Here is a 21853-nt window from a genome sequence, read left to right as displayed (position 1 = left end):
GGGGTGAGCCACCGGCCCACCCCTACAGTTTCACTGATTAACGCAGCAAGCTGGAAACCTCTTGTTTCACTGCCAAATGCTTTAAAACTTCCGCACCGGAATCAGGTGCTGACCAATGTACCTGAGCACGTCGCGGGTGCGGTGGGCCCTGGCCTCGGTGATGGGTCTGAGCAGCATCCAGGCACAGGCACGCAATACCCCTGCCAGAATGAACAGGGCGTGGTAGGCATTTGTGGCCCCGAAGATGTGGGGGAACCATTCCATCAGGGCACCGCTGACGATGCCCCCCAGGAAACCTGCAAATCCGGTCAGCAGGTTGAACATGGCGAAATAGGAGGCGCGGGTGTGGTTCGGACTGCTGGCAAGCACCAGATTGAACAGGGCCGGGTTGATGGCCCCCCAGGCCAGGGCATCGAAGATGGCGGCAGCCCACAGAAAACCCATGTTTCCGGTGATCCCACCGAGCATCCAGCTGATCGGCATCAGGGTTCCGGCCACAAAAGTGCCGATGGCCAGAACGGGTTTGTTGCCCCAACGGTCTGCCACTGCGCCCCACAGGGGGGTGAGAATCATGGCGGCGATGCTCGCCAGGGCTGTCCACAGGGCCAGGGTGGTGAAGCTCATTTTGACTACCTTCAGGAAGTAGGGGAACACGAACCCCGAGCACAGCATCACCGCCACCATCCAGTAAGCAGAGAAGCGCAGGTAACGCCTGAAATTTTGATCCTTCAAAGGCAGAACAAAAGTGTCCAGCAGCTTGAATCTCAGAACTTTGCCTGCTGGCTCATGGTGCTGTTTGAGGAAAAATGCAGCCACCAGGGCAAAACCCACCCCAATCAGCAAAACCAGCTGAAAGTTGTACGGTGCAGGGAGGCGGTCCAGCAACCATCCGGCCAGCAGGTTGCCCAGCATCCCGATCACCCCGACCAGTCCGGTCCTGAAGCCCATGTATTTGCCCCGCTCTTCTTCTGGGATCACATCTCCCATCCAGGCCTGCCAGAGGGTTCCTGCTGCTGCCTGAAGGGCACTGGAAACTGCCACCAGCAAGACCACAAAAGTGGGCCTGAAGGCCTCTGGAACATTGAGCAGGGGAAGCAGGGCTGCCAGAACCCACAAGGCACGCCCAAGGATGGAGGTCAGCAAGGTCAGGTCCTTGCGTTTTCCGAGCCTGCCCGCCCACCATGCTGCAAAAGGACTGATCATCTGGGCCAGAAAAGGCACACTGGCCACAAGTGCGAGTTCACTGGGTCTGGCCCCCAGGTGCAGCATGAATCCGGTCAGCACAATTCCGGTGGTCCAGTTGAGGAAAATTTGAACAGAGCTGCCTTCAAGCAGGGAGTAGAACATGGTCCGACGGGCAGGATCTTCAGGCACACGCAGCATATGCCCTGAGCCTACACCCGTGTCTCATCCCAGGCCACGGGTCGGAGGCCTGTTTTGTATACAACTTGATGTGATTTGACAGATTTGTTCAGCCCTCTGCTCAGAGGCTCCTGAGCAGGCCCACAGCCTCTTCCCGGTCCTCTCTGTCCCAGTAAGTGGGGGCAGGCATCTGGGTGGCTTTCTGCAGGTGCTTGCGGGCATCTTGCAGGTATTTGCTCTTCAGGCGTTTGTTCTTGTTGGCCAGAATGATCAGGGCTTTGGCATAGTTGAGCTCATGGGAGACCACATGGGGCTCAAGGTCCACAGCTTTCTGAAGCCTGGGCAGAATCTCCTGCTCTTTGCCCCCATAGAGGCCTGCGGTGAGGGTGCCATACTTGATGACGTTGGCATGCCACATCGCCAGACCCACCTGCCCTGGAGCGTAGTTGGGGTTCAGTTGTACCGACTTCTCGAAGAGTTCCCGGGTCTCCCCCAGAGCACCAAGTCCTCCCAGTGCACCTTTCAGAACTGCCTGTCCTCCGAGGGCTTTGGAGAGCTGGTAGTAGGCTGCTGCGTTCTGCGGATCAAGTTCAATGGCCTTGCGGGCGTAGGTTTCTGCCTGTTCCAGAAGTGGAGCATTGCTCTTTTCCAGAATGTGCTTGCGGACACTCAGCACCAGAGCTTCTGCAGCCAGGGTGTAGGCTTCGGAGGTTCTGATCTCCAGGGCGTTTTGCACGGTCTGCTGAACCTGTCCGGCAGCCAGAGACTTTTTCACATCAGAGAGGGTGGCAGCAGAGGCCACACCCAGGGTCAGGATCACAACAGCAGGAAACCACTTCACAGGGTTCATTGTCGGTGACCTGCTGGATTTTGAACAGGAGGCACCTCCCAATTGGTGTAAGGGCAAAAAAAAGCCCGGGTGTGATTTGCCGCTCACACTCGGGTTGGATCAAGGATGGAAAGGGAGTTGATGTGCAGGATTGAGGTGAAGCTTCACAATTGAAGCGCTTCCATTCTAGCAGAACTGAAAATGAGAAGCACCCCTTGTGAGGAGGAGGGGGAAATTTCCCCCTCCAGGGATTCAGGATCAGGCCCAGCGAATCAGGCCGAGTTCCAGTGGTGTGCTGAGTTCAGAGACGTAGGGGATCACCCGTGCGCCCACTTCGAAGGTGCCGCTCTCGGGGAGGGCCACTTCGCCAGCGTATTCGGCCCAGCCATCGTGGCTGCTTTGCAGGGTGAGGATGCCAAAGGTGCGAACATCATCGCTCTGGCGGCGGATGACACCTTCCACACGCAGGGTGTTGGGGTCAATGCCTGCAGTCTGCACCCGCACGTAGACCTTCACAGTGTCCCCGGGTTTGGCCTGCTCGGGGAGCTCACTGAAGGCTTCCACATGCAGCCTGCTCCACTGCTGGCGCACCCAGTTCTTCCAGCCAGCGATGTGGCGTACGGCTTTCAGGTCTTCGCGGGAAATCACCTGGGCACGGGCATCGAGGGTCTGGTAGTACTGTTTGGTGTAATCGATCACCTGACGGGCCATGCTGAATTGAGGTGCCACGGACTTGATGGCCTGACGGGCAATGTTCATCCACTTGTGGCGCATCTTGGAGTCGTCACGCTCGTAGTACAGGGGCACGATCTGGTTTTCCAGCAGGTCATACAGGCTGTAGGCGTCCGCATCGTCCTGAACGTCGAGGTTTTCGTACTCGCGCTCCTCACCGATGGCCCAGCCGTTGGTGTTCTTGTCGTCGAAGCCTTCCACCCACCAGCCGTCCAGAATGGAAAGGTTGGGGCTGCCGTTGAAGGAGGCCTTCATGCCGGAGGTTCCGGAAGCTTCCAGGGGGCGACGGGGGTTGTTCAGCCACACATCCACACCTTGCACCAGGTGACGGGCCACTTCCATGTCGTAGTTCTCGATGATCACGATCTTGCCCTTGAGGTCGGGGTCCTGGGCGTAACGGTAGATCTGCTGGATGAACTCCTTGCCGGGGTTGTCGGCAGGGTGGGCTTTACCTGCGAACACGAACTGCACAGGGCGCTCGGGGTCGTTCACGATGCGCTTGAGGCGCTCAATGTCGCGGAACAGCAGGGTGGCACGCTTGTAGGTGGCAAAACGGCGGGCAAAGCCGATGGTCAGGGTGTGGGTGTCGAGCACCTGCTCGGCACTGGCCACCCGGGCTGCACTGGCCCCGTGACGCAGGTACTGGCGCTTCAGGCGCTGGCGCACAAAGTGGGCCATTTTCTTCTTCAGGTCGTGCAGGGCCTGGTTGAATTCGGTGTCAGGAATTTTATCAAGGTCCTGCCAGATTTCTTTTTCGTGCACGCGTTCTTTCCAGTCTTCTGCAAGGTACTGGTCGAACAGGTCGCGCAGTTCCTGAGCCAGGAAGGTCAGGGTGTGCGCACCGTTGGTGACGTGGCCGATGGGCACTTCGGTGTGGTGTGCGCCAGGGTACAGGAAATTCCACATTTTTCTGGAGACTTCGCCGTGCAGGGCAGACACGCCGTTGGCTGCGCGGGACAGCTTGAGGGCAAGCACGGTCATGCTGAAGGTGGGTCCCCAGGGCTGGTCGTGGCGGGCCAGTTCCTGGAACTCTTCACGGCTGACGTTCAGGGTGCTGTACCAGCTTCCCAGGTAGCGGTCAATCAGGTCCATGGGGAAGGCGTCGTTTCCGGCAGGCACAGGGGTGTGGGTGGTGAAGAGGGTGCTGGCAGCGGCCAGTTCCACAGCTTCACGGAAGGAGATTCCGAGTTGCTGCTCGTATTCACGCACTCGCTCGAGGCCCAGGAAGGCAGCGTGACCTTCGTTCATGTGCCAGATGGCGATGTTCTCACCGAGGGCACGCAGGGCACGCACCCCGCCGATGCCCAGAATCATTTCCTGAGCGATGCGCATCTCCTGGTTGCCGCCGTACAGACGGGCGGTCAGGTTGCGGTCTTCGGGGGAGTTTTCGGGAACGTTGGTGTCCAGCAGGTACACCTTGATGCGGCCCACCTGCAGAATCCACACGCGGGATTGCACGTCTCTGCCCAGGATGTCTACATGAACGCGCAGTTCACGGCCATCTTTGCGGGCCAGTTCGATGGGAAGGGTCGAGAGGTTCTGCTCGTCGTAACGTTCCTGCTGCCAGCCGTCTTTGTCCAGCAGCTGGGTGAAGTAGCCCTGGTGATACAGCAGGCCCACGCCCACGAAAGGCAGACCCACATCGGAGGCACTCTTGCAGTGGTCCCCGGCAAGCACACCCAGACCACCAGAGTAGATGGGGAGGCTCTCTGCGTAGGCGAACTCTGCACTGAAGTAGGCGACCTTGCCACTCAGTTTCTGTTTCTGTTTGGAGTACCAGGTCTTCTTCTGCTTCATATAAGCATCAAATTCACGGATGACCTGGTCGTAACGCTCTAAGAATTCAGGATCTTTGAGGACAGCCTGGATGTCTTTCTGGCTGATCTCAATGAGGGTGCGCACGGGGTTGTTGTGGTAACGCTCCCAGATCTCGGGGTTGAGATCACGGTAGAGTTCCTGTGCTCTGGGCGTCCAGGACCAGTAAAGGTTGTAGGCCAGGTCCTGCAGACGCTCGATGCGTTTGGGCAGACTGGGCATCACGGTGACTTTGGTCAGGGTGTTCATGGCTCTCCTCCAGAGAAAATGGGCAGTTTCAGCAATTGTCAGAGCCAAAAAGGGCCTTTTTGGGGGCCATGGGGGTTTTGGTCTGGTCAAATGGTAGGTTTATGCTACACATCGAGTCATCAAAATGCAAATTTGTAATGAAAATATTGGCCTTAATCGTTTGTGAAACAGCATTTTTTTGGATTAAGAATTTGGTGAAAAAATTGTGGAATCTAAGGCAATAAGTGGGCTCAAAAGTAACTCTCTTTGTAAAGCCCTATAAACCTGCCAGAGTTGTTTGCAGAGGAATGCCTGATCGACACCTGAATTTCTGTAACCCTGATGTCAAACCTCAAAACATAAGACCGGATTTTTGTGCTTTGTTCTGATTTTCACAAATGGATTTTTTTGCATGGAAAAAGAGAAACGGGCTTTGAGGCCCGTTTCTCTGAAGATTTTAGGATTGGTTACACTCTCAAAAGTACACCATTCTGGTGCCAAAAACCAGGGGTTTTCTCCCTGATGCACCCAGAAGCGCTTTCAGATCTCGATGGGAACATCTACACCCAGTTCAGCCAGCACGGTGCGGATGGCCTGGGCATCAATTCCGGCCTGCGCATGGATGGATGAGACCTCCGCGTGGTCAAAGAACTGGTCTGGGATGCCCAGAACCCGCACTTTCGGGGTCAGGCCACGCTCGGCCAGGAATTCCAGAACAGCAGAACCGAAGCCCCCCATCTTCTGGTGGTCTTCCACAGTGATGATGGCCCGTGCAGTGCGTCCAATGGACTCCAGCATGTTGTGGTCAAGGGGCTTCACAAAGCGCGCATTGACCAGGCCCACACCCGGCAGGTCTTTGACGGCCTTGCGGGCATATTCCAGGGCCTTGCCTCCAGCCAGGATCACCACGTCTTCGCTGGGGTTCAGCCACTCCCAGCTTCCCCACTCCATCTCAGGCCAGGTGCCTTCTGCGACCTGATCCGTGTTGCCTCTGGGGTAACGGATGGCCACCGGGCCCCCATGTTTGAGGGCTCCCCTGAACATGGCCCGCATTTCACTGGTGTCTTTTGGTAAAGCGATGGACATGTTGGGGATGCTTCTCAGGTAGGCGATGTCAAACACCCCATGGTGCGTTGCTCCATCTGCACCCACCATGCCCCCACGGTCAATGGCGAAGATCACCGGAAGGTTCTCAATGGCCACATCATGCAGGACCTGATCGAAGCCCCGCTGCAGGAAGGTGCTGTAAATGGCAACCACGGGTTTCAGGCCCTGCAAGGCCATCCCTGCACCAACGGTCACTGCGACATCCTCTGCAATGCCCACGTCGGTATAGCGGTGCGGGTGGGTCTGGCTGTATTTGACCAGACCAGAGCCCTCACGCATGGCAGGGGTGATCACGAAAAGCCTGGGGTCCTCTTTCGCCAGTTCAATCATGGCGTCGCCAAAAGCACTGGACCAGCTGTACCCCTTGCTGGCCGGTGCAGTTCCCGTTTTGGGATCATGGGGAACAGCCCCGTGCCACTTGATGGGGTCCTTCTCGGCGTACTCCAGACCCTTGCCCTTCTTGGTGACCACATGCAGCATGGTGGGACCTTCCAGGTCCTTGATCTTGGAGAGCACATACACCAGTTGACCGAGATCGTGCCCATCGATGGGACCCACATAACGCACATTCATGGCTTTGAACGGATTGTCTGAGGCCGGATCAAAGAAGTTTCTGGCACTGTCCTTGGCACGGGACACCATCTGGGCCAGGGGCCGACTGAAAGCTTGCAGGGCCTTCTTGCCTGCATCCTCCACGTCCTGGAACCAGCGCTGGATTTGCAGGGTGCGCATGTAGCGGTTGAGTGCCCCCACGTTCTCGGAGATGCTCATCTCATTGTCGTTGAGAATGATCAGCATGCGTTTCTGCTGATACCCGATCTGGTTGATGGCAGCGAGCGCCATGCCACCGGTGAGGCTTCCATCTCCGATCACAGCAACAATGTTGTAATTCTGGCCCAGAGCATCTCTGGCAAAAGCCATGCCCAGGGCATTGGCGAGACTGGTGCTGGCGTGCCCAACGGTGATGGCGTCATGCTCGGACTCACTGACTTTGGTGAATCCAGACAGGCCGCCCTCCTTGCGGATGGTGGGCATCTGCTTGCGTCTGCCGGTCAGGATTTTGTGGGCGTAAGCCTGGTGTCCCACATCGAACAGCAGGCGATCACGAGGGCTGTCAAAGACATGGTGCAGCGCAGTGATGAGTTCCACTGCCCCCAGACTGGAAGCCAGGTGACCTCCTGATTCAGCACAGACCTGGATGATTTCCTGGCGCAGCTCCTGAGCCACCTGGGACAGTTCTTCTCGGGTGAGGTTTTTCAGATCCTCGGGGCCATTGATGCGATCCAGCAACACGTTCGGTCCTTTCCGGGCAACTTCATCTGCCCGCAGTGGTGCTCTTGATCACAAAGCCGTCCGGAGTGAGCACTTCTCCGATATACGGTACAAAATAGAACTCCTTGGACTCGGGAAGAATGTCCTTGGCTCCCATCATCTGGCGGTTGATGACCCACACCTGGTAGGTGCGGTTGCTGGTGTTGAGGGTAACGGTGCGCTGCTCAAGGACGGTGTACTTGTAATCCACGTTCAGGCGTTCCCGGACTTCCTTGTCATCAAAAAGGGTGATCTGGGTTTTGCCTGACCAGGTGACACCGACTTTCCAGTCATTCGTTCCAGGATACTCCCGCAACGCTGGAACGAGGGTGATCTTTGCGCCTGGAACAGTCATCCCATGCAGGTAGACTCCAGTGTCATCGTAGGTGCGGAAATACTCCCTTTGTGTTCCTCTGCCCGTCAGCAGAAAACGGGTGGTGGCCTGGTCTCCGAAAAGGGTTCCCCCTTCCACAGAGAGGCGGTACGTGGGAGCATCCAGACGGTCATCGGTCAGCAGATATTCCCACTGCAACCCCAGTTCGTGGGGATAGAAAGAGGCCTTGGTGGTGGTGACGGTTACAGCAACTTTGCCCGGGTCAGGAGCGGTCTGTTGCGGAGCACAGCCAAACAGCAGCATGCCACTCAGCGACAACACAGCCACCTGTAACATGTGTCTCATCATAGGGGCCTTTCCATGAAAGCAACTGTCATCATTTCTGCAAATTATATCCTGCCTGTCTTACAAACAGGTTGTGAAACAGCTAAGAAAACTGAAGGTGTGTACAGGGCATTACACTCTGCAGCCACAATGCATGAACTTCTGACCCCCATCTGCAAGCAAATCTTTACAGCGGCGATGACCAAAAATGGGTAAACTACCTGTTATGGAAGTGGTGATCATCTCTGGACTCTCGGGCTCGGGTAAAAACACGGCCCTCAAAGCCCTGGAGGAAGCCGGATTTTTCGTGATGGACAACCTGGTGCCCGACCTGTGGGACCGGATGTTCGATCAGGCCCTCGGACACGGCATTCAAAAATACGCATTCACCGTTGACGCCCGCATGTGGGCTTTTCTGGACAACCTCGAAAACCACCTGCAGCACTTTATGAAACGCTCCAATGCCCGGGTGCTGTTCCTGGAGGCTTCTGAAGATGTGCTTTTGCAGCGGTACAACCTGACCCGTCGCAAGCACCCGCTCGGGGAACGCTCCCTCCTGATGGACTTCCACCGAGAAAAGGAAATGCTGGCCTGCCTGCGTGAAGCAGCAGACCTGGTGGTGGACACCACCGAGCTGAGTGAAAAACAGCTGGCCCGCAAAGTGGAGCAGATCTTCAGCATTCACTCCAAATTCACCCTGCGCCTGTTTTCCTTTGGGTTCAAACACGGGGTCCCCAGAGATGCAGATCTGGTGCTGGATGTGCGAGGTCTTCCCAACCCCTTTTATGACCCCCAGTTGCGTCCCATGACGGGTCTGGATGAAGGGGTGCGCAAGTATGTGTTCACACCAGAGGCCCGGGCCTACTACGAGACACTGGTGCATTTTCTCAAGAGTACCCTGGACCTTGCTGAAAAGGCAGGCCGCAGGGCTTACACCGTTGCCATAGGTTGCACCGGAGGACGTCACCGCAGTGTGACCATCACAGAAACCCTGATGGCAGACCTTGAGGCATACAATCCGCAGCTGAAAGACCATCGGGACATCCAGAAAGGCGAATATTGACCCTGTTGCCAGATGACCTCCAGGTTGATCTGGCAGCAGAATGAGCGAGTTTCTGAAACTCCGTTAATCTTTCATGAGAAATGTCTCTAGCCTTGGTCAGGTTTCAGAGGTACAGTAAAGAACAGCGTTACAGGATGGAAAAAGTGTCATCTCTCCCCTGAGGGTTCTGAGGGGAGGAGAGGACAGCTCACATCTTCATGGCGGTTTTTCGGTTATCCTTGGAGCGGTGGACAGGTGTCAAAGAGACACAATCGGTCCCGTTGAATTGAAGCAACACGTGCCATGCACGTCAAAAATGGAGGATTGACACATGAATTGGCACCATGAGGTTCGTCGCATCAGCGAACGGTCCGCCACTGCAGGTCGGGTGGCCAAATGGTTGACTCCAGGCATGAACGTCAAGCGTTACTTTGTCCTGCTGATCCTCAGCCTGAGTGTTCTGATGGTGGGCTTCCTGCACTTCGTGTGGACAGGTCCCTATCGTTTCATTGCCACCAAATGGATTTTGTTCCTCAACAGCTTCACCAATCCTGAACTGATGCCCCTGTGGGCCGTGGGCCTGATCGTGACCCTGCTTGCCCTCACTGGAGCCATCTGGAGCGTCTACAAACTGAACCGCACCTTCCTGAAGGCCACAGGTCTCGAACCCTCGCAGGCCGCAGACCACATGTACTCCCGCAATGCCCTGGCCAGAGGCCCCAAAATTGTGGCCCTCGGAGGCGGAACGGGCCTCAGCAACCTGCTTTCCGGCCTCAAGGAATACACCAGCAACATCACTGCCGTGGTTGCCGTGACCGACGATGGAGGCAGCAGTGGCAAACTCCGCCGTGACCTCCAGATGATTGCGCCCGGAGACATGACCGACTGCTTTGCAGCCCTCTCAGATTCTCCTGTGCTGGCCCGCCTGCTGCTGCACCGTTTCAGCAGGGGAGAAGGCATCCAGGGGCACACCTTCGGGAACCTGATGCTGGCGACCCTCTCTGAGGAACGGGGCCACTTTGAAGGTGCTGCCCATGACCTCAACGACATCCTCAAAGTGCGCGGACGGGTCTTCCCCGCCACCCACGACCCTGCGGTTCTGGTCTCAGAGCTGCAGAATGGTGAATTGATTGTTGGAGAAAGCCAGCTGGGTGAACTGCGCAAAGGCCGCGCCATTGAACGTGTCCGGCTGGACCCACCTGAAGTGCGAGCCCCCCAGGAAGTCATTGACGCCCTGATGGACGCCGAACTGATCGTGATTGGCCCTGGAAGCCTCTTCACTTCCCTGATTCCCACCGTGCTGGTTCCAGAGGTGCGCAAGGCCATTCAGCACAGCAAGGCAAAACTCATTTACGTCACCAACATCATGTCCGAACCCGGTGAAACCGACGACCTCAGCCTGCAGGGACACATTGACATGCTGGTGCGCCACATGGGCAGAGACCCTGATGTGATTCTGGTCAACGACAGCCCATTGCAGAGCGATGTGTTAAACCGTTACCAGAAAGAGGGTGCGCGTGAACTCAGCAAGGACCCCCTTCCAGAGAAATGGCTGGGTCGGGTTGAACGGGCTCCACTGGTGGCCATCGGCAATGGACAGCACGACCCTTATCTGGTGTCCCGAGCCATCACAGAGCAGCTGTACGCACCCAGACGCAGGACCCTGCACTGAGCTTTGGAGGGGATGAGCGATCAGTGGTCAACGATCAGCCATCAGCAAAAGATGGAAGGATGCTTTTGCCAAAAGCCACAGCAAAGTCTGAACCGTCCTGCAGGGCAAAGCAGCCGCATGATCTGGTTGAACAGAAAGCACACAGGTGTTGCTGCGCTGAACGCTGAGCGCTGATGGCTGACAGCTTTTGCAAGCGACAATGACCCATCAGCGACTTTGCGCTTGCCCTGTATCCTGCCCCCTGACATTCTAACCCTCTTGTTTTATACTGCCAGAGTGCTCATTTCTGCGGTCCTTGCAACCCTCCTACTGAATTACCCTGACCCGAGCGGGGACGTGTTGGGAGATGGCACCTACCATCTGCCTGAGAATTTAAGTGCCACCGATCGAAACAGCCTGGACCTGCGAAGTTTCGTGGCCAGCGATGAAGACGGCAAACTCAGCCTGGACATTGGTCTGGGGGGATTGTCGAATCCTTTGGATGCACCCCTGGGGTTTTCCACGCCCATTCTGGACATCTTCATCAAAACCCGGGTGGGGGGCAGCACCACACTGGGCGATACAGGTTTTGAAACCCCTCCAGGACAGGGATGGCAGTACCACCTGCACCTTTCGGGATTCAACAAGGAGTTTTACCGGGTGCCCAGACTGACCCCGGAGAAACTGAACCCGGAAGACATCAAAGTCAGCACCTCTGGCACCACCATCAAGGTGCAGACCCCCATTCCAGCAGGGCAATACGAATACTGGGTGACGGTCAGCCTGTTTGATCCCCTCACCCCCGCAGGTCTGGTGACCCCGGTGAACGACAACAATCCCTACCACCTCACCAGTCGCCTCAACAACCCGCCTGCACCTGTGGATGTGCTGGCCCAGGGAGACCAGAGCCGATCTTACATCCAGCGCACCCTCCCCCCTGTGGGCGACCTGCAGGATTTCCGACCCTGGATTCTGCTGATCATGGGAACACTGGGCATGGTGGGCGTGGTCATCTCCACCATTGTCCTGATGAACCGCAGAGCAAAACAGGACAGCAAGCAGAATTTCGAATACAAAGCCAACCTGGACTGACATGCTGCCATACGTGCTTCTTTTGACTGCTGCAGCCCTTTGGGGCACTCTGGGTATTTTCGGCAAACTGGCGGTCCAGCAGGGACTCACCCCTCTGGAGGTCGCTTTCTGGCGGGCAGTGATGGCCGGAAGCCTGTACTTTCTGCACAGCCGCTTTTCCCAGGACCCTCCCCTCAAATCCAGAGATGCCTGGGCCACTGTGCTGTTCGGATTGCTGGGAGGCAGTGTTTTCTACGGCTCATACCAGCTTGCTGTAAACACCGGAGGGGTCAGCCTGGCCAGTGTTCTGCTGTACACTGCGCCCGCCTTTGTGGCCATCATGGCCCGACTTTTTCTGAAAGAGGCCTTTGGGCTGCGCAATGCCCTGCTGGTCACCCTGACCATTGTGGGGGTCGCCCTGATCTCCCTCGGAGGCGGCAGCAAGGTGAACGTCACAGCCGTGAGCCTGGGCTGGGGCCTGCTCGCAGGATTCACCTATGCCCTGTACTACCTGTACGGCAAACTGTTTTTCAACAGGTACGCTCCGATCAGCCTGTATGCCCTGGCCCTTCCGGTGGGTGCTCTTGGACTCCTGCCCTTTGTGGACTTTCACAGCAAAACCCCGGCAGCCTGGGGCATCCTGATCTGCATCGGGGTGGTCAGCACCTACTTTGCTTACTGGGCCTACAGTTCTGCCCTGAAACGCATCCCAGCCGTGCAGGCTAGCGTGATTGCCAGCCTGGAACCGGTCATCGCTGCCCTGCTTGCTGCAGTGGTGTTCAGGGAATTTCTGTCTCCACTGGCCCTGGTGGGCGCAGCGGTGGTGCTTGGTGCAGTGCTGGTCACAACGCTGCCTGCGAAGAAATGACCGCCTGCCTCTGACCCCCTGCCTCTCACTGCGTTCGAGGCTGTCCCCCTGAGGAGGGGGACGTTGGTGGGTGTCTCAAATTCAGGGCTCTGCTTTTTCCACATCAAATTCCCACTCGAAAGAACGGTCCCAGGGGAGTCCAGCCCCTTTGATCACATACCCAGAGAAGAGTTTCAATTCTGGAATGACTTTCTGCAGGTATTCCCAGGCTTCTTTTGATCCCATCTGGTTTTCCTGGAAGTGCTTGCGGATGTCCGGTCTGAGGAGTGCACTGAAAAGCACATCGTTGGCGTACTCGTAAGCCAGGGTTTCCTGCTGTTTCTCGGGGTCCACGCCAGAAAGGGCCAGTTTGGCATGGGCGAGAGCCGTGCCCAGGTTGTTGCCAGGGGTGCCCCACCCGGAGAGGCTCATGAGATCAGGGGTGCGTTTCAGGGTGGTGAGGTCCTTCCACAGGCGCACGGTGCCCTGGTTCACCCGGTTGATGTCCACCACACTGAGGGGGCCACTCAGGCGGTTCAGAGCAATGGCTGTAAATCTTGGGTCCTGTTTTGAGCCGTTGAACACAAACAGGGTCAGGTCGGCGTTTTCTTCCACCACCTGAAAACCCACACTCCCTGCATGCAGTTTCACGCTGTCAATCAGGGGGAGACCGTCGTACTTGATGACTTCTTTTGCTTTTGCCGGGTCAGAGAAGACCACACGCAGGGTTCTGGGTTCTGGACTCAGGTAACTGGCGACCAGTGCACTTGCCACCTCGTCTGCCCCCGGATACAGGCGGATGTTTGGGGCCAGCAAGGGCTTCAGGGACTCTGCTTCTTTGACGGCAGGGGAGCCTGTCACGGCATCGTCCCAGGTGACCCGCAAGTCGGTGAACACCCCCTCTTTGGCCCACTGCATCATCTCGCGGATCACGGTCAGGTTGCGTTCCCGGAATTTTGCATCGGGGTGCCTGGGAATGGTGATGCTGGCATACACGGGTTTCCCGGTTTTCTCCTTCCATTCCCGCACCACTTTCAGGCGCTCGATGGCGGTTTCTGCAGGCAGGTCCACCCCTCTGGACTGGACCAGACCCCCATAAGCCACACTGTCCAGTGAAACGATGAGCACTTCTGCATCGGTCTGCTGCATGATCCATTCATGCATGATCTCGATGTCTCCCGAAGTCTGACCTCTTCCCAGACGGTACCAGGGAAGGACGCGGGTTTCTTTGTCTTTCAGGGAGGCCAGTTTGACCGGGTAAACCCGATTCACCGGACGGCTGTCCAGCGGCAACAACGCAATCTGGGCAGAGGCAAAAGAAGAGAGCAATGCAGCAGAAATCAGCAGGCGTTTCATGTTCCAGAAGTAGCACACCAGCCACAAAGGGCCATGAGGGGAACATTTACCCGCAGTTCAGCACCGTTTGTTTCTGGATTCAAAGCACAATGGGAGGATACGTTTTCAGCTGGTGCAAGATGTCTTCAGGGGAAAGCTCTGCCTGAAAGATCAGATCGCTTGGGGAAGGATGGGGGAGGTGCCGCTGCAGGAATTCCAGCCAGTAGCCCAGATCCCGCTCTGACCCCAGACCTTCCAGCAGAAAACGGATGATTTCCAGAAACTCCTCATCCTGTACATCCTCGAAATGGTCAACAGGACTGAGGGCAATCTCAGCAAAGTCATGTGCATCGATGGACCCCGAAAGCCCACGAAAATGACTGTGGGTGTAATTTTGCCCGGTCAGCCGATTGAACTCCAGCAGCCGTGACGATTCCGGGTTTTCAGGTTCGTCCTGCAGATCGGCAGCAAGTTCAGCCACCTGTCCCACGAGTTCAAGGTCGAGTTCAGGCGGGAGCAGATGGGGACGGATGTTCATCTGTCCATGGTAACCCTTCTGGTCTGGAGGGGGTGATCCGTGCATGTGCCGTCAGGATAAACTGAACCATCAAGGAGAGAAGATGCCCACCTCACCCGATGTCCTGAGCGTCCGTGCCCTCAACAGGGCCACCCTGCACAGACAGCACCTGATTCAGCGCTCAGATGCCATGCCTCTGGACCTGATCCAGCATCTGGTGGGATTGCAGGCCCAGATGCCCAACCCGCCTTACGTGGGCCTGTGGGCCCGTCTGGAGCATTTTCACAAGGCGGACCTGACCTGCCTGATTGAGGAGCGCAAGGTGGTGCGTGCTGCCCTGATGCGTTCCACCCTGCATCTGGTGACTGCACAGGATTATCTGGAGTTGAAGCCTCTGATTCAGCCTGTACTGGAAAGGCAATACCGGGGCAGCTATGGGAAACAGCTGAACGGACTGGACCCTGCAGAAGTGGCTGCTGCTGCACGCGAAATCCTCAGGCAGCAGCCCCTGAACAATCAGGATCTTGGGCTGAAACTGCAGGAGGTCTGGCCGGACCATGATCCGCATGCACTTGCACAGGCAGCAAGGAATTTTGAGGGCCTGATCCATGTGCCTCCTGCCGGAACCTGGGGACACCACAAATCGGCCCTGCTCAGTCCAGGGGAAGTGTACCTGGGTGAAGCCGTTGCTTCCCGGCCTGATCTGGGGCAACTGATTCTGCGTTATCTGGGGGCGTTTGGACCTGCCACCCTCAAAGACATTTCGGTCTGGAGTGGCCTCACCAGCCTGAAACCTGCATTGCAGGAGCGGCAGGGTGTACTTCGCACTTTCAGAGACGAACTGGGAAGAGAACTTTTTGATCTGGCAGATGCTGCACTGCCAGATCCCGACCTGCCCATTTCACCCCGTTTTCTGCCAGAGTTTGACAACCTGTTGCTGTCCCACTTTGACCGCAGCCGTGTGATGGACGCTGCAGCAAAGGAAAAGGTCTTCACCCGCAACGGGATCATCCGCTCTGCGGTGCTGATCGATGGTTTTGTTCAAGGACTATGGAAGGTTGAAGAAGGTCAGAAAGGGAATGTGCTCAGGGTGCAGATGTTCCAGCCCTTTTCAAAGCAGGACAGAGACATGCTGGTGCAAGAAGGCCTGAAATTGCTGGATTTTGTGGCAGAGGAGGGCACTGAGAATCAGGTGCAGTTCTCTGGGTTTTGAAGTGGGATTCCTGAATCGCAGATCAGGGATGAAAGGTTTCGGGGTCTTGCGCTGAAAGCTGACTGCTGAGGGCTGACCGCTCTTTAAATCCTTTTCCAGAAACAACCCGGAACGTAGTAAACTGCTTGGGTGAACGTAAGGAACTTCAGCATCATCGCGCACGTCGACCACGGGAAAAGCACCCTGGCAGACCGCATCCTCGAAAAACTCGGGGCGATGGGAGAACGCGACAAACGCGACCAGACCCTGGACACCCTGGAACTGGAACGTGAACGTGGCATCACCATCAAGAGCACACCTGTGCGCCTGACCTACAATCGAGCCAGTGACGGGATCTCCTACACCTTCAACCTGATTGACACGCCCGGACACGTGGATTTCAATTACGAGGTCTCCCGCAGCCTCTCGGCCTGTGAAGGGGTTCTGCTGCTTGTGGACGCCTCGCAGGGGGTGGAGGCGCAGACCATCGTGAACGCCTACCTTGCCATCGACAACAACCTGGAAATCATTCCGGTGATCAACAAGATCGACCTGCCCGCCGCAGACCCGGAAGCTGCAGCCAGAGAGCTTGAAGAAGTCATCGGCATCTCTGCAGATGATGCCATCCTGGCTTCAGGCAAATCAGGGATTGGCATTGAGGACATCCTGGAAGCCATTGTGGAACGTATTCCCGAGCCTCCAGGAGACCCCGAAGCCCCTCTCAAGGCCCTGATCTTTGACAGCTTTTACGATGCCTACCAGGGCGTGATCAGCTTCATCCGGGTGCTCGAAGGGACCCTGAGGCCCAAGGACACCATCATGATGTGGTCCACCGGCAAGACCTTCGATGTGGACAAGGTGGGTTTTTTCTCTCCCGGTCTGGTGGTCGGAGATGAACTGAAAGCCGGAGCGGTGGGCTGGGTTGCGGCCAGCATCAAGGACATCCATGATGCTCTGGTCGGAGACACCATCACCCAGAAGGACCGTCCCACGGACACCCCCTTCCCCGGATTCAAAGCCGCTCAGCCTGTGGTGTTCTCAGGGCTTTACCCCACCAGCACGGAAGATTACCGCAAGTTGCGTGAAGCGCTGGAAAAACTGCAGCTGAACGACGCCGCTTTCAGCTTTGAACCTGAAACCTCCGAGGCTCTGGGCTTCGGGTTCCGTTGCGGCTTCCTGGGACTGCTGCACGCAGAAATTGTTCAGGAACGTCTGGAACGTGAATTCGATCTGGACCTGATCGCCACAGCCCCTGCCGTGGTGTACCGCCTGACCCTCTCGGACGGGACCGTGCTGGAAACCCAGAACCCTGCAGAATTCCCCACCCGTGACCGCATTGAACTGATCGAGGAGCCTTACATCAAGCTCTCGATCATGCTGCCAGAAGAGTACGTCGGGCCTGTGATGCAACTCCTGCAGGAACGCCGGGGTGTCCTGATCACCATGAACTACCCGGGCCGCCGGGTGGAACTGCTGTACGAGGTGCCCTTTGCAGAGATCCTCTACGATTTCCACGACCGCCTGAAATCCATCTCCCGCGGATACGCCAGCATGGACTACGAGCAGATCGGTTACCGTGAAGGCGACCTGGTGAAAGTGGACATCATGGTCAACAACGAGCTTGTGGATGCCCTCGCCGTGATCATCCACGAGGACAAGGCATACTCTCTGGGCCGCAAAATCGTCGACAAGATGGCTGAAGTGATCCCCAGACAGATGTGGGCCGTTCCCGTGCAGGCCACCATCGGGGGCAAGATCATCGCCCGCGCCACCGTGAAAGCCTACCGCAAAGACGTTCTTGCCAAGTGTTACGGTGGGGACATTTCGCGCAAGAAGAAACTGCTGGACAAGCAGAAGAAGGGCAAAGCCCGCATGAAGCAGATCGGTACCGTGGAGGTTCCCCAGGAAGCTTTCCTTGCCGTGCTGTCCAATGACGACGATTGAGTTTTCCCCGACTCTGGGTGCTTTCTTCTTCTGGGTGCACTGAGGGTCAGATCCCCCCTGTGCCGCGCTGCGCCCGGCACTGTCCCCCCTTGACGAAGGGGGGTTTCTGGTTGTTCTGGATGGAATCTCAGATGTCCACCGATCCCCCTTAATAAGGGGGACCGCCTTGAGCAACGCGAAAGGCAGGGGGATTTAAGCCTCAGTGCTCTCAAATCCCCACCCCATTGAACCTACTTCAGATGATTTTTCACAAATGCCTTCACAGCACCCCAGGTTTCTGTACCCCCGAAAACAGCCCCTTCAGGACGCAGAACACTTGCTCCGTGTTTGCCAAACTTTTGAGGGACGTAAAGGGTTTTCTCCGGGCTTTTCACGGCTTCAAAAATGCCCCTGGCAGCCTGCGCCTCGCTTTTGGCGCAGGTGATGAACACTGCGGTGTGCTGGACTTTTTTTGCTGCATCTTTGATGGCGGTGCTGCCTTCGCCGTACTCATCTGGAGAGAAACTGAGCAGGGCCTGGACCTCGGGGTGTTTTGCGGCCACCAGAAACACCAGTGCAGATGAGTAGCTGCTGCCCATGAGCCAGATGGGTTTTCCGGGATGGGCTTTTCTGGCCCAGGCAATGGCGGCATCAAAATCGGGCAGGGTCTCTGTGGAACTGTAGGTCCTGCTGGCCCCTTTTACCGTCTGGTTTTCAGCTCCAAACTGTGAGCCTCCCGAGCGTTGATCGAGCGCCAGTCCTGCAAAACCCAGCTTGACGAATTCAGGTGCGATGGGAGCGTATTCCGCTTTGTTGGAACCCGCCTGATGGAACATCAAAAGCACCGCTCTGGCCTGAGGGTTGGGGTACTGGGTGGCGTGCAGGATCAGGCCGTCGCTGGCTTTCAGGGTGAGGGCTGTCTGGGCCTGTGCCAGACTCCCCAGAAGCACTGCACTCAACAACACGCCATTCAGAAACAGTCGGTTTTTCATGTGGGTTCTCCTTCGATCACACACCAGATTTCAACGATGGGAGAGGCCCCATCCCCGAGTCCGGCATGGTAACTCTCGCACCATGGGCTTGTGCGGCGCAACTGGTGTTTTTCCACGTGGGCTGCGAGGGCCTGATAGGCGAGATGCAGGTGGGTGTGGTTGCCTGCGTGCAGGGTACTGACCACCGTTCCAGAGAACCCCGGATGGGTCTCCGGGCCTGGGGTGTGCACAGGCAGGCAGAGGACCGCCTGATAGTTCTGGGGGTCAAAGCCGCCCTGGGGTGGGTGATAGGTGTAGGGCGCCTGGGTGGGTTTCAGGTGGGCTTCTCTGGCCTGTTCCAGCAGCATCTGGTGCATCCGTTCACGGTCCTGTTCACAGGTGGTCAGGGTGGTGCCATGCGGACAGGAAAGCACAGCGTAAGGTTTTTTCTGCTGGACCTGCACCGGGTAATCCTGCATGTCCTGCTGGGCCAGATAAACCTTCTGCAAGAGCTCCTGTTTTTCGCGGATCTGCACTTCCAGCCTGGAGGCATGAATCTGCAGAGCCTGCTGAACGGTCATGTCGGCCTGCGTGACCTGCTGCACCTCATCCAGAGAGAGGTCCAGTTCACGCAGGCTGCGGATGCGTTCTGCCAGCCCTCTCTGGTAGAAACGGTAGTACCGGTATCCGGTTTCAGGATCGACCACTGCGGGCATCAGCAGCCCCAGCGACTCATAAAAACGCAGGGCTTTGACACTCAGTCCGGTCAACTGGGCGAAGCGGCCAATGGAAATCAGGTTTTTCATGCTCCTCCCTGAAAACAGGTTACAACCCGTCCCCTGCAGGAGGGTCAAGGGATCAGGGCAGGTGGGTTTTCACGAAATGGGTCACGGCGCTCCAGACCTCAGCTCCGCCGAGTTGTTTCATCTCGGGCCTCAGGATGTTGGCGGCGTGGGTTCCCAGCTTGTGCGGAATGAACATGGTTTTGTCCCTTGAAGGGAGCGCATCGTAGACTTGCTGACAGCCCAGAATTTCACTGGCGGTGTGCATCCCTGTCAGAAAGACAGAGGTTTGTTTGAGGGTTCTTGCCGCTTCGCGGACAGCCTGCCCATCTCTCAGGTATTCCGCAGGGGAAAAGGCCAGCACGGCCTTCACTTCAGGATGTTTCGCGGCCACCACAAACACCAGCGCAGCGGAATAACTGCTGCCCATGAGCCAGATGGGTTTTCCAGGATGGGCTTTCCTGCTCCACTGGACTGCACCTTCCAGATCCGGCAACACCTCCTCAAAGGTGTAAACCCCAGGATAGGCATCAAAAGTAAGGTTGCGTTCTCCGTACATGGACCCCCCGTACCGCTGGTCGGTGGCGAGAACAACAAACCCCAGCTTCACAAACCGGGGTGCAATTGGGGCGTATTCGGCGTGGTTGGACCAGGACTGGTGGAACAGCAACAGCACTGCTCTGGCCTCTGGATTGGCGTACAGTACACCATGAACCTGCTGTCCATCTGCGGCGGGGAAGGAGATGTTCTTCTGACCGTCAGCACTCCCCAGCAGCAGAACCAGCATGAACAGGGTGACTTTCATGGTGCCTCCAGCAAAAAGGGTTCAGTCTTCCAGCAGTTCCTCGAAACGCTCCTGGCGGGCCAGTTTTTCCATCACCAGGGCCTGCAGTTCCACGCTGGAAACGCCGTGGGTGGCAGCCAGCGAAAACACCACTTCCAGCAGGTCGGTGAGGTCTTCCAGGGATTCGTTTTGCAGGTAACGGTCCGTGAGGTCCTTCAGGGCGGTTTTCAGGGCTTCATCCATGTGTGGGCTCCTTGCGGACCAGAGCCAGACGCTCTCTGAAAGTGCCCTGTTCTCTGGCCTTGACTTCCCTGAGGGCTTCCAGGTTGTCTTTCTGGATGCCCTGCAGTTCTGCAAGAGCATAAACCACTTCTAGGATGTCTGCCAGTTCTTCTGCGCTGGACTGGGCAAGGTATTCCTGCACTTCTTCTTGCAGTTTCAGGCGCAGGTATCTGGGGAAGTCCTCTTCGGAGAGACGCTCAAAATGGGCCTCGCTGTGCTGCTCCCGGGCATGGTCACGAACCAGTTTCATTCTTCACGCCCTTTTTCGGTTGTTGTGCGGTAATGTCCGGAGGCATCCACCTCTATGGTCACCATGCCATTGAGGTCTGTGCGGTAAAGATGCTCACTGTATTTTTTGTACAGGTCGATGGCCTCTTCAGAGGGATGACCGTAGTTGTTCGGTCCCACCCCGATCACCACCACTTCTGGACTCACCACAGAGAGGAATTCTGCATTGTCATTGTGAGGGCTGCCGTGGTGGGCACTCTTGTAGACATTGACTTCCTTAAGGACCTTGCTGTACTGATTGAGCCAGCCTTCCATGGTGTCTTTTTCGCTGTCTCCGCCCAGAAAAGCCTTGAAGCTTCCCCTCTCAATCAGGATGCCCACACTGTTGGCATTCTGGTCATCTCCCAGTCCTTTTGGGATGTCGAAGACATGCAGTTTGACGCTGCCCAGCTCAATGTTGCGGTCCCGGGCCACCAGACCCTGGGTTTTCGCAGCCTTCACGGCCCGGATGAGCTTGCGGTACGTGGCGGTGTCGGCAGCAATGCCGTTGTTGATGAAGTAGGTGGGTTTCAGCTTCACAGCCTCGTTCAGGCCGTTGATGTGGTCAAAATCTCCATGGCTGGCGACCATGATGTCCAGCTTTGTGAGGCCCAGTTCTTCAATGTGTTCCTTCATGCGGGAGGTGCTGCGTCCTCCGTCATAAAGCATGGTTTTGCCCTCTGGACTGGTCACCAGGATGGCATCCCCCTGACCGACATCCAGAAACTGAATTTTCATGACCCCACCCGAGGCATCAAATTCACCTGAGGGTGCAGGTGAGGTGGTTTTTGTTTCCTGTGATCCGGGCTGCAGGAAGTAATAGCCCGCAAGCACAACGGCCAGGACCAGGACCACCACAGGCGGGAGGGCGTTCTTCTGATGGCTCATATTTTGATGTCTCCCTCGGGGGCGTGGGCATTGAGGTCAGCGAGGGCCTCCCGCGTCTCCTGCTTCAGAAGCTCTGTGGTTTCCCGGTCCACCACAAAGCGAAACCAGCTTCCCTGCTGTTTCAGCAGCAGCACATCGCCCACCTTGATGTCTGGAAGCAGGTGACGGGGAAAATCCAGCAACCGGTCTCCGAATTCCAGCCGCACGAGGTCGTTTTCGAAGCCTTCCACAATCCACTGTGCCATAGGGGTAGTGTACA

General features: G+C 56.9%; 21 protein-coding genes. 7 read left to right on the top strand and 14 right to left on the bottom strand.

The window, feature by feature from the left end:
• Nucleotides 1-81 precede the first annotated feature (81 nt).
• The 5 genes from DC3_RS20770 to DC3_RS20750 form a co-directional block, all read right to left on the bottom strand.
• Nucleotides 82-1383 carry an MFS transporter gene (locus DC3_RS20770; protein WP_146887794.1) on the bottom strand — a complete coding sequence of 434 codons (1302 nt, stop codon included), beginning with the start codon at nucleotides 1381-1383 and terminating at the stop codon, nucleotides 82-84.
• A 100-nt stretch (nucleotides 1384-1483) separates the two neighbouring features.
• Nucleotides 1484-2203, bottom strand: a complete 720-nt coding sequence (locus tag DC3_RS20765) for a tetratricopeptide repeat protein (protein ID WP_146887792.1) — start codon at nucleotides 2201-2203, stop codon at nucleotides 1484-1486.
• A 246-nt stretch (nucleotides 2204-2449) separates the two neighbouring features.
• Nucleotides 2450-4987 carry an alpha-glucan family phosphorylase gene (glgP, locus tag DC3_RS20760; protein WP_146887790.1) on the bottom strand — a complete coding sequence of 846 codons (2538 nt, stop codon included), beginning with the start codon at nucleotides 4985-4987 and terminating at the stop codon, nucleotides 2450-2452.
• Between the two features lie 519 nt (nucleotides 4988-5506).
• The gene (gene dxs, locus DC3_RS20755) at nucleotides 5507-7363 is read right to left on the bottom strand and encodes a 1-deoxy-D-xylulose-5-phosphate synthase (RefSeq protein ID WP_146887873.1); all 1857 of its coding nucleotides are present in this window, start codon (nucleotides 7361-7363) and stop codon (nucleotides 5507-5509) included.
• A gap of 25 nt (nucleotides 7364-7388) precedes the next feature.
• Nucleotides 7389-8054 carry a hypothetical protein gene (locus DC3_RS20750; RefSeq protein ID WP_146887788.1) on the bottom strand — a complete coding sequence of 222 codons (666 nt, stop codon included), beginning with the start codon at nucleotides 8052-8054 and terminating at the stop codon, nucleotides 7389-7391.
• 24 nt (nucleotides 8055-8078) lie between these two features.
• Between DC3_RS20750 and DC3_RS20745 the strand changes: the two genes are divergently transcribed.
• The 5 genes from DC3_RS20745 to DC3_RS20725 all read left to right on the top strand — a co-directional run bounded on the left by DC3_RS20745 (nucleotide 8079) and on the right by DC3_RS20725 (nucleotide 12674).
• On the top strand, nucleotides 8079-8258 hold the full coding sequence (locus DC3_RS20745; RefSeq protein ID WP_146887786.1) for a hypothetical protein: 180 nt from the start codon (nucleotides 8079-8081) through the stop codon (nucleotides 8256-8258).
• Nucleotides 8259-8268: 10 nt separating this feature from the next.
• The gene (gene rapZ / locus DC3_RS20740) at nucleotides 8269-9105 is read left to right on the top strand and encodes an RNase adapter RapZ (RefSeq protein WP_146887784.1); all 837 of its coding nucleotides are present in this window, start codon (nucleotides 8269-8271) and stop codon (nucleotides 9103-9105) included.
• A 310-nt stretch (nucleotides 9106-9415) separates the two neighbouring features.
• Entirely contained in the window at nucleotides 9416-10756 is a 1341-nt protein-coding gene (locus DC3_RS20735; RefSeq protein ID WP_146887782.1) for a gluconeogenesis factor YvcK family protein, read from the top strand.
• Nucleotides 10757-11032: 276 nt separating this feature from the next.
• Nucleotides 11033-11827 (top strand): glucodextranase DOMON-like domain-containing protein, encoded by a 795-nt coding sequence (locus tag DC3_RS20730; protein WP_186816166.1) that lies wholly within the window; start codon nucleotides 11033-11035, stop codon nucleotides 11825-11827.
• Between the two features lies 1 nt (nucleotide 11828).
• Nucleotides 11829-12674 (top strand): DMT family transporter, encoded by an 846-nt coding sequence (locus DC3_RS20725; RefSeq protein ID WP_186816165.1) that lies wholly within the window; start codon nucleotides 11829-11831, stop codon nucleotides 12672-12674.
• A gap of 81 nt (nucleotides 12675-12755) precedes the next feature.
• Here DC3_RS20725 and DC3_RS20720 read toward each other — a convergent pair whose 3' ends face one another.
• Together DC3_RS20720 and DC3_RS20715 are read right to left on the bottom strand one after the other, a co-directional pair.
• On the bottom strand, nucleotides 12756-14009 hold the full coding sequence (locus tag DC3_RS20720) for a DUF4127 family protein (RefSeq protein WP_146887778.1): 1254 nt from the start codon (nucleotides 14007-14009) through the stop codon (nucleotides 12756-12758).
• A 79-nt stretch (nucleotides 14010-14088) separates the two neighbouring features.
• A complete protein-coding gene (locus DC3_RS20715) occupies nucleotides 14089-14571 on the bottom strand; it encodes a bacteriocin immunity protein (protein ID WP_146887776.1) in 483 nt (160 codons plus the stop codon).
• A gap of 37 nt (nucleotides 14572-14608) precedes the next feature.
• Here DC3_RS20715 and DC3_RS20710 point away from each other — a divergent pair, with 37 nt between their 5' ends.
• Together DC3_RS20710 and lepA are read left to right on the top strand one after the other, a co-directional pair.
• Complete coding sequence (locus DC3_RS20710; protein WP_186816164.1) at nucleotides 14609-15718, top strand: winged helix DNA-binding domain-containing protein; 1110 nt, start codon at nucleotides 14609-14611, stop codon at nucleotides 15716-15718.
• A gap of 129 nt (nucleotides 15719-15847) precedes the next feature.
• The gene (gene lepA, locus DC3_RS20705; RefSeq protein WP_146887773.1) at nucleotides 15848-17641 is read left to right on the top strand and encodes a translation elongation factor 4; all 1794 of its coding nucleotides are present in this window, start codon (nucleotides 15848-15850) and stop codon (nucleotides 17639-17641) included.
• Nucleotides 17642-17871: 230 nt separating this feature from the next.
• Here lepA and DC3_RS20700 read toward each other — a convergent pair whose 3' ends face one another.
• From DC3_RS20700 to DC3_RS20670, 7 genes are read right to left on the bottom strand one after another with little or no spacing between them, the layout of a single operon-like run.
• Nucleotides 17872-18612, bottom strand: a complete 741-nt coding sequence (locus DC3_RS20700; protein WP_146887771.1) for an alpha/beta hydrolase — start codon at nucleotides 18610-18612, stop codon at nucleotides 17872-17874.
• Nucleotides 18609-19397 (bottom strand): MerR family transcriptional regulator, encoded by a 789-nt coding sequence (locus DC3_RS20695; protein WP_146887769.1) that lies wholly within the window; start codon nucleotides 19395-19397, stop codon nucleotides 18609-18611. The genes DC3_RS20700 and DC3_RS20695 overlap by 4 nt, the downstream gene beginning before the upstream one ends.
• Before the next feature lie 52 nt (nucleotides 19398-19449).
• Nucleotides 19450-20178 (bottom strand): alpha/beta hydrolase, encoded by a 729-nt coding sequence (locus DC3_RS20690; protein WP_146887767.1) that lies wholly within the window; start codon nucleotides 20176-20178, stop codon nucleotides 19450-19452.
• Between the two features lie 21 nt (nucleotides 20179-20199).
• Nucleotides 20200-20400: a nucleoside triphosphate pyrophosphohydrolase family protein gene (locus DC3_RS20685; protein ID WP_146887765.1), complete on the bottom strand. Its 201-nt coding sequence runs from the start codon at nucleotides 20398-20400 to the stop codon at nucleotides 20200-20202.
• On the bottom strand, nucleotides 20393-20689 hold the full coding sequence (locus DC3_RS20680) for a nucleoside triphosphate pyrophosphohydrolase (protein WP_146887763.1): 297 nt from the start codon (nucleotides 20687-20689) through the stop codon (nucleotides 20393-20395). Before DC3_RS20680 ends, DC3_RS20685 begins: the two co-directional genes overlap by 8 nt.
• Complete coding sequence (locus DC3_RS20675; RefSeq protein ID WP_246130758.1) at nucleotides 20686-21594, bottom strand: ComEC/Rec2 family competence protein; 909 nt, start codon at nucleotides 21592-21594, stop codon at nucleotides 20686-20688. The genes DC3_RS20680 and DC3_RS20675 overlap by 4 nt, the downstream gene beginning before the upstream one ends.
• Nucleotides 21591-21839, bottom strand: a complete 249-nt coding sequence (locus DC3_RS20670; protein ID WP_186816163.1) for a DUF3006 family protein — start codon at nucleotides 21837-21839, stop codon at nucleotides 21591-21593. The genes DC3_RS20675 and DC3_RS20670 overlap by 4 nt, the downstream gene beginning before the upstream one ends.
• Nucleotides 21840-21853 lie beyond the last annotated feature (14 nt).

The sequence above is a fragment of the Deinococcus cellulosilyticus NBRC 106333 = KACC 11606 genome (assembly GCF_007990775.1).
Classification (GTDB): Bacteria; Deinococcota; Deinococci; order Deinococcales; family Deinococcaceae; genus Deinococcus_C; species Deinococcus_C cellulosilyticus.
The sequence above is the reverse complement of the archived record's forward strand: the minus strand, read 5'-3'. Positions and strand labels throughout refer to the sequence as shown.

What these genes read in the sequence shown, in the direction of transcription:
- DC3_RS20770 (WP_146887794.1), bottom strand. Translation starts at nt 1,383, where the DNA reads ATGCTGCGTGTGCCTGAAGATCCTGCCCGTCGGACCATGTTCTACTCC.
- glgP (WP_146887790.1), bottom strand. Translation starts at nt 4,987, where the DNA reads ATGAACACCCTGACCAAAGTCACCGTGATGCCCAGTCTGCCCAAACGC.
- DC3_RS20750 (WP_146887788.1), bottom strand. Translation starts at nt 8,054, where the DNA reads ATGTTACAGGTGGCTGTGTTGTCGCTGAGTGGCATGCTGCTGTTTGGC.
- DC3_RS20745 (WP_146887786.1), top strand. Translation starts at nt 8,079, where the DNA reads ATGAAAGCAACTGTCATCATTTCTGCAAATTATATCCTGCCTGTCTTA.
- rapZ (WP_146887784.1), top strand. Translation starts at nt 8,269, where the DNA reads ATGGAAGTGGTGATCATCTCTGGACTCTCGGGCTCGGGTAAAAACACG.
- DC3_RS20735 (WP_146887782.1), top strand. Translation starts at nt 9,416, where the DNA reads ATGAATTGGCACCATGAGGTTCGTCGCATCAGCGAACGGTCCGCCACT.
- DC3_RS20725 (WP_186816165.1), top strand. Translation starts at nt 11,829, where the DNA reads ATGCTGCCATACGTGCTTCTTTTGACTGCTGCAGCCCTTTGGGGCACT.
- DC3_RS20720 (WP_146887778.1), bottom strand. Translation starts at nt 14,009, where the DNA reads ATGAAACGCCTGCTGATTTCTGCTGCATTGCTCTCTTCTTTTGCCTCT.
- DC3_RS20715 (WP_146887776.1), bottom strand. Translation starts at nt 14,571, where the DNA reads ATGCACGGATCACCCCCTCCAGACCAGAAGGGTTACCATGGACAGATG.
- DC3_RS20710 (WP_186816164.1), top strand. Translation starts at nt 14,609, where the DNA reads ATGCCCACCTCACCCGATGTCCTGAGCGTCCGTGCCCTCAACAGGGCC.
- DC3_RS20700 (WP_146887771.1), bottom strand. Translation starts at nt 18,612, where the DNA reads ATGAAAAACCGACTGTTTCTGAATGGCGTGTTGTTGAGTGCAGTGCTT.
- DC3_RS20695 (WP_146887769.1), bottom strand. Translation starts at nt 19,397, where the DNA reads ATGAAAAACCTGATTTCCATTGGCCGCTTCGCCCAGTTGACCGGACTG.
- DC3_RS20690 (WP_146887767.1), bottom strand. Translation starts at nt 20,178, where the DNA reads ATGAAAGTCACCCTGTTCATGCTGGTTCTGCTGCTGGGGAGTGCTGAC.
- DC3_RS20685 (WP_146887765.1), bottom strand. Translation starts at nt 20,400, where the DNA reads ATGGATGAAGCCCTGAAAACCGCCCTGAAGGACCTCACGGACCGTTAC.
- DC3_RS20680 (WP_146887763.1), bottom strand. Translation starts at nt 20,689, where the DNA reads ATGAAACTGGTTCGTGACCATGCCCGGGAGCAGCACAGCGAGGCCCAT.
- DC3_RS20675 (WP_246130758.1), bottom strand. Translation starts at nt 21,594, where the DNA reads ATGAGCCATCAGAAGAACGCCCTCCCGCCTGTGGTGGTCCTGGTCCTG.
- DC3_RS20670 (WP_186816163.1), bottom strand. Translation starts at nt 21,839, where the DNA reads ATGGCACAGTGGATTGTGGAAGGCTTCGAAAACGACCTCGTGCGGCTG.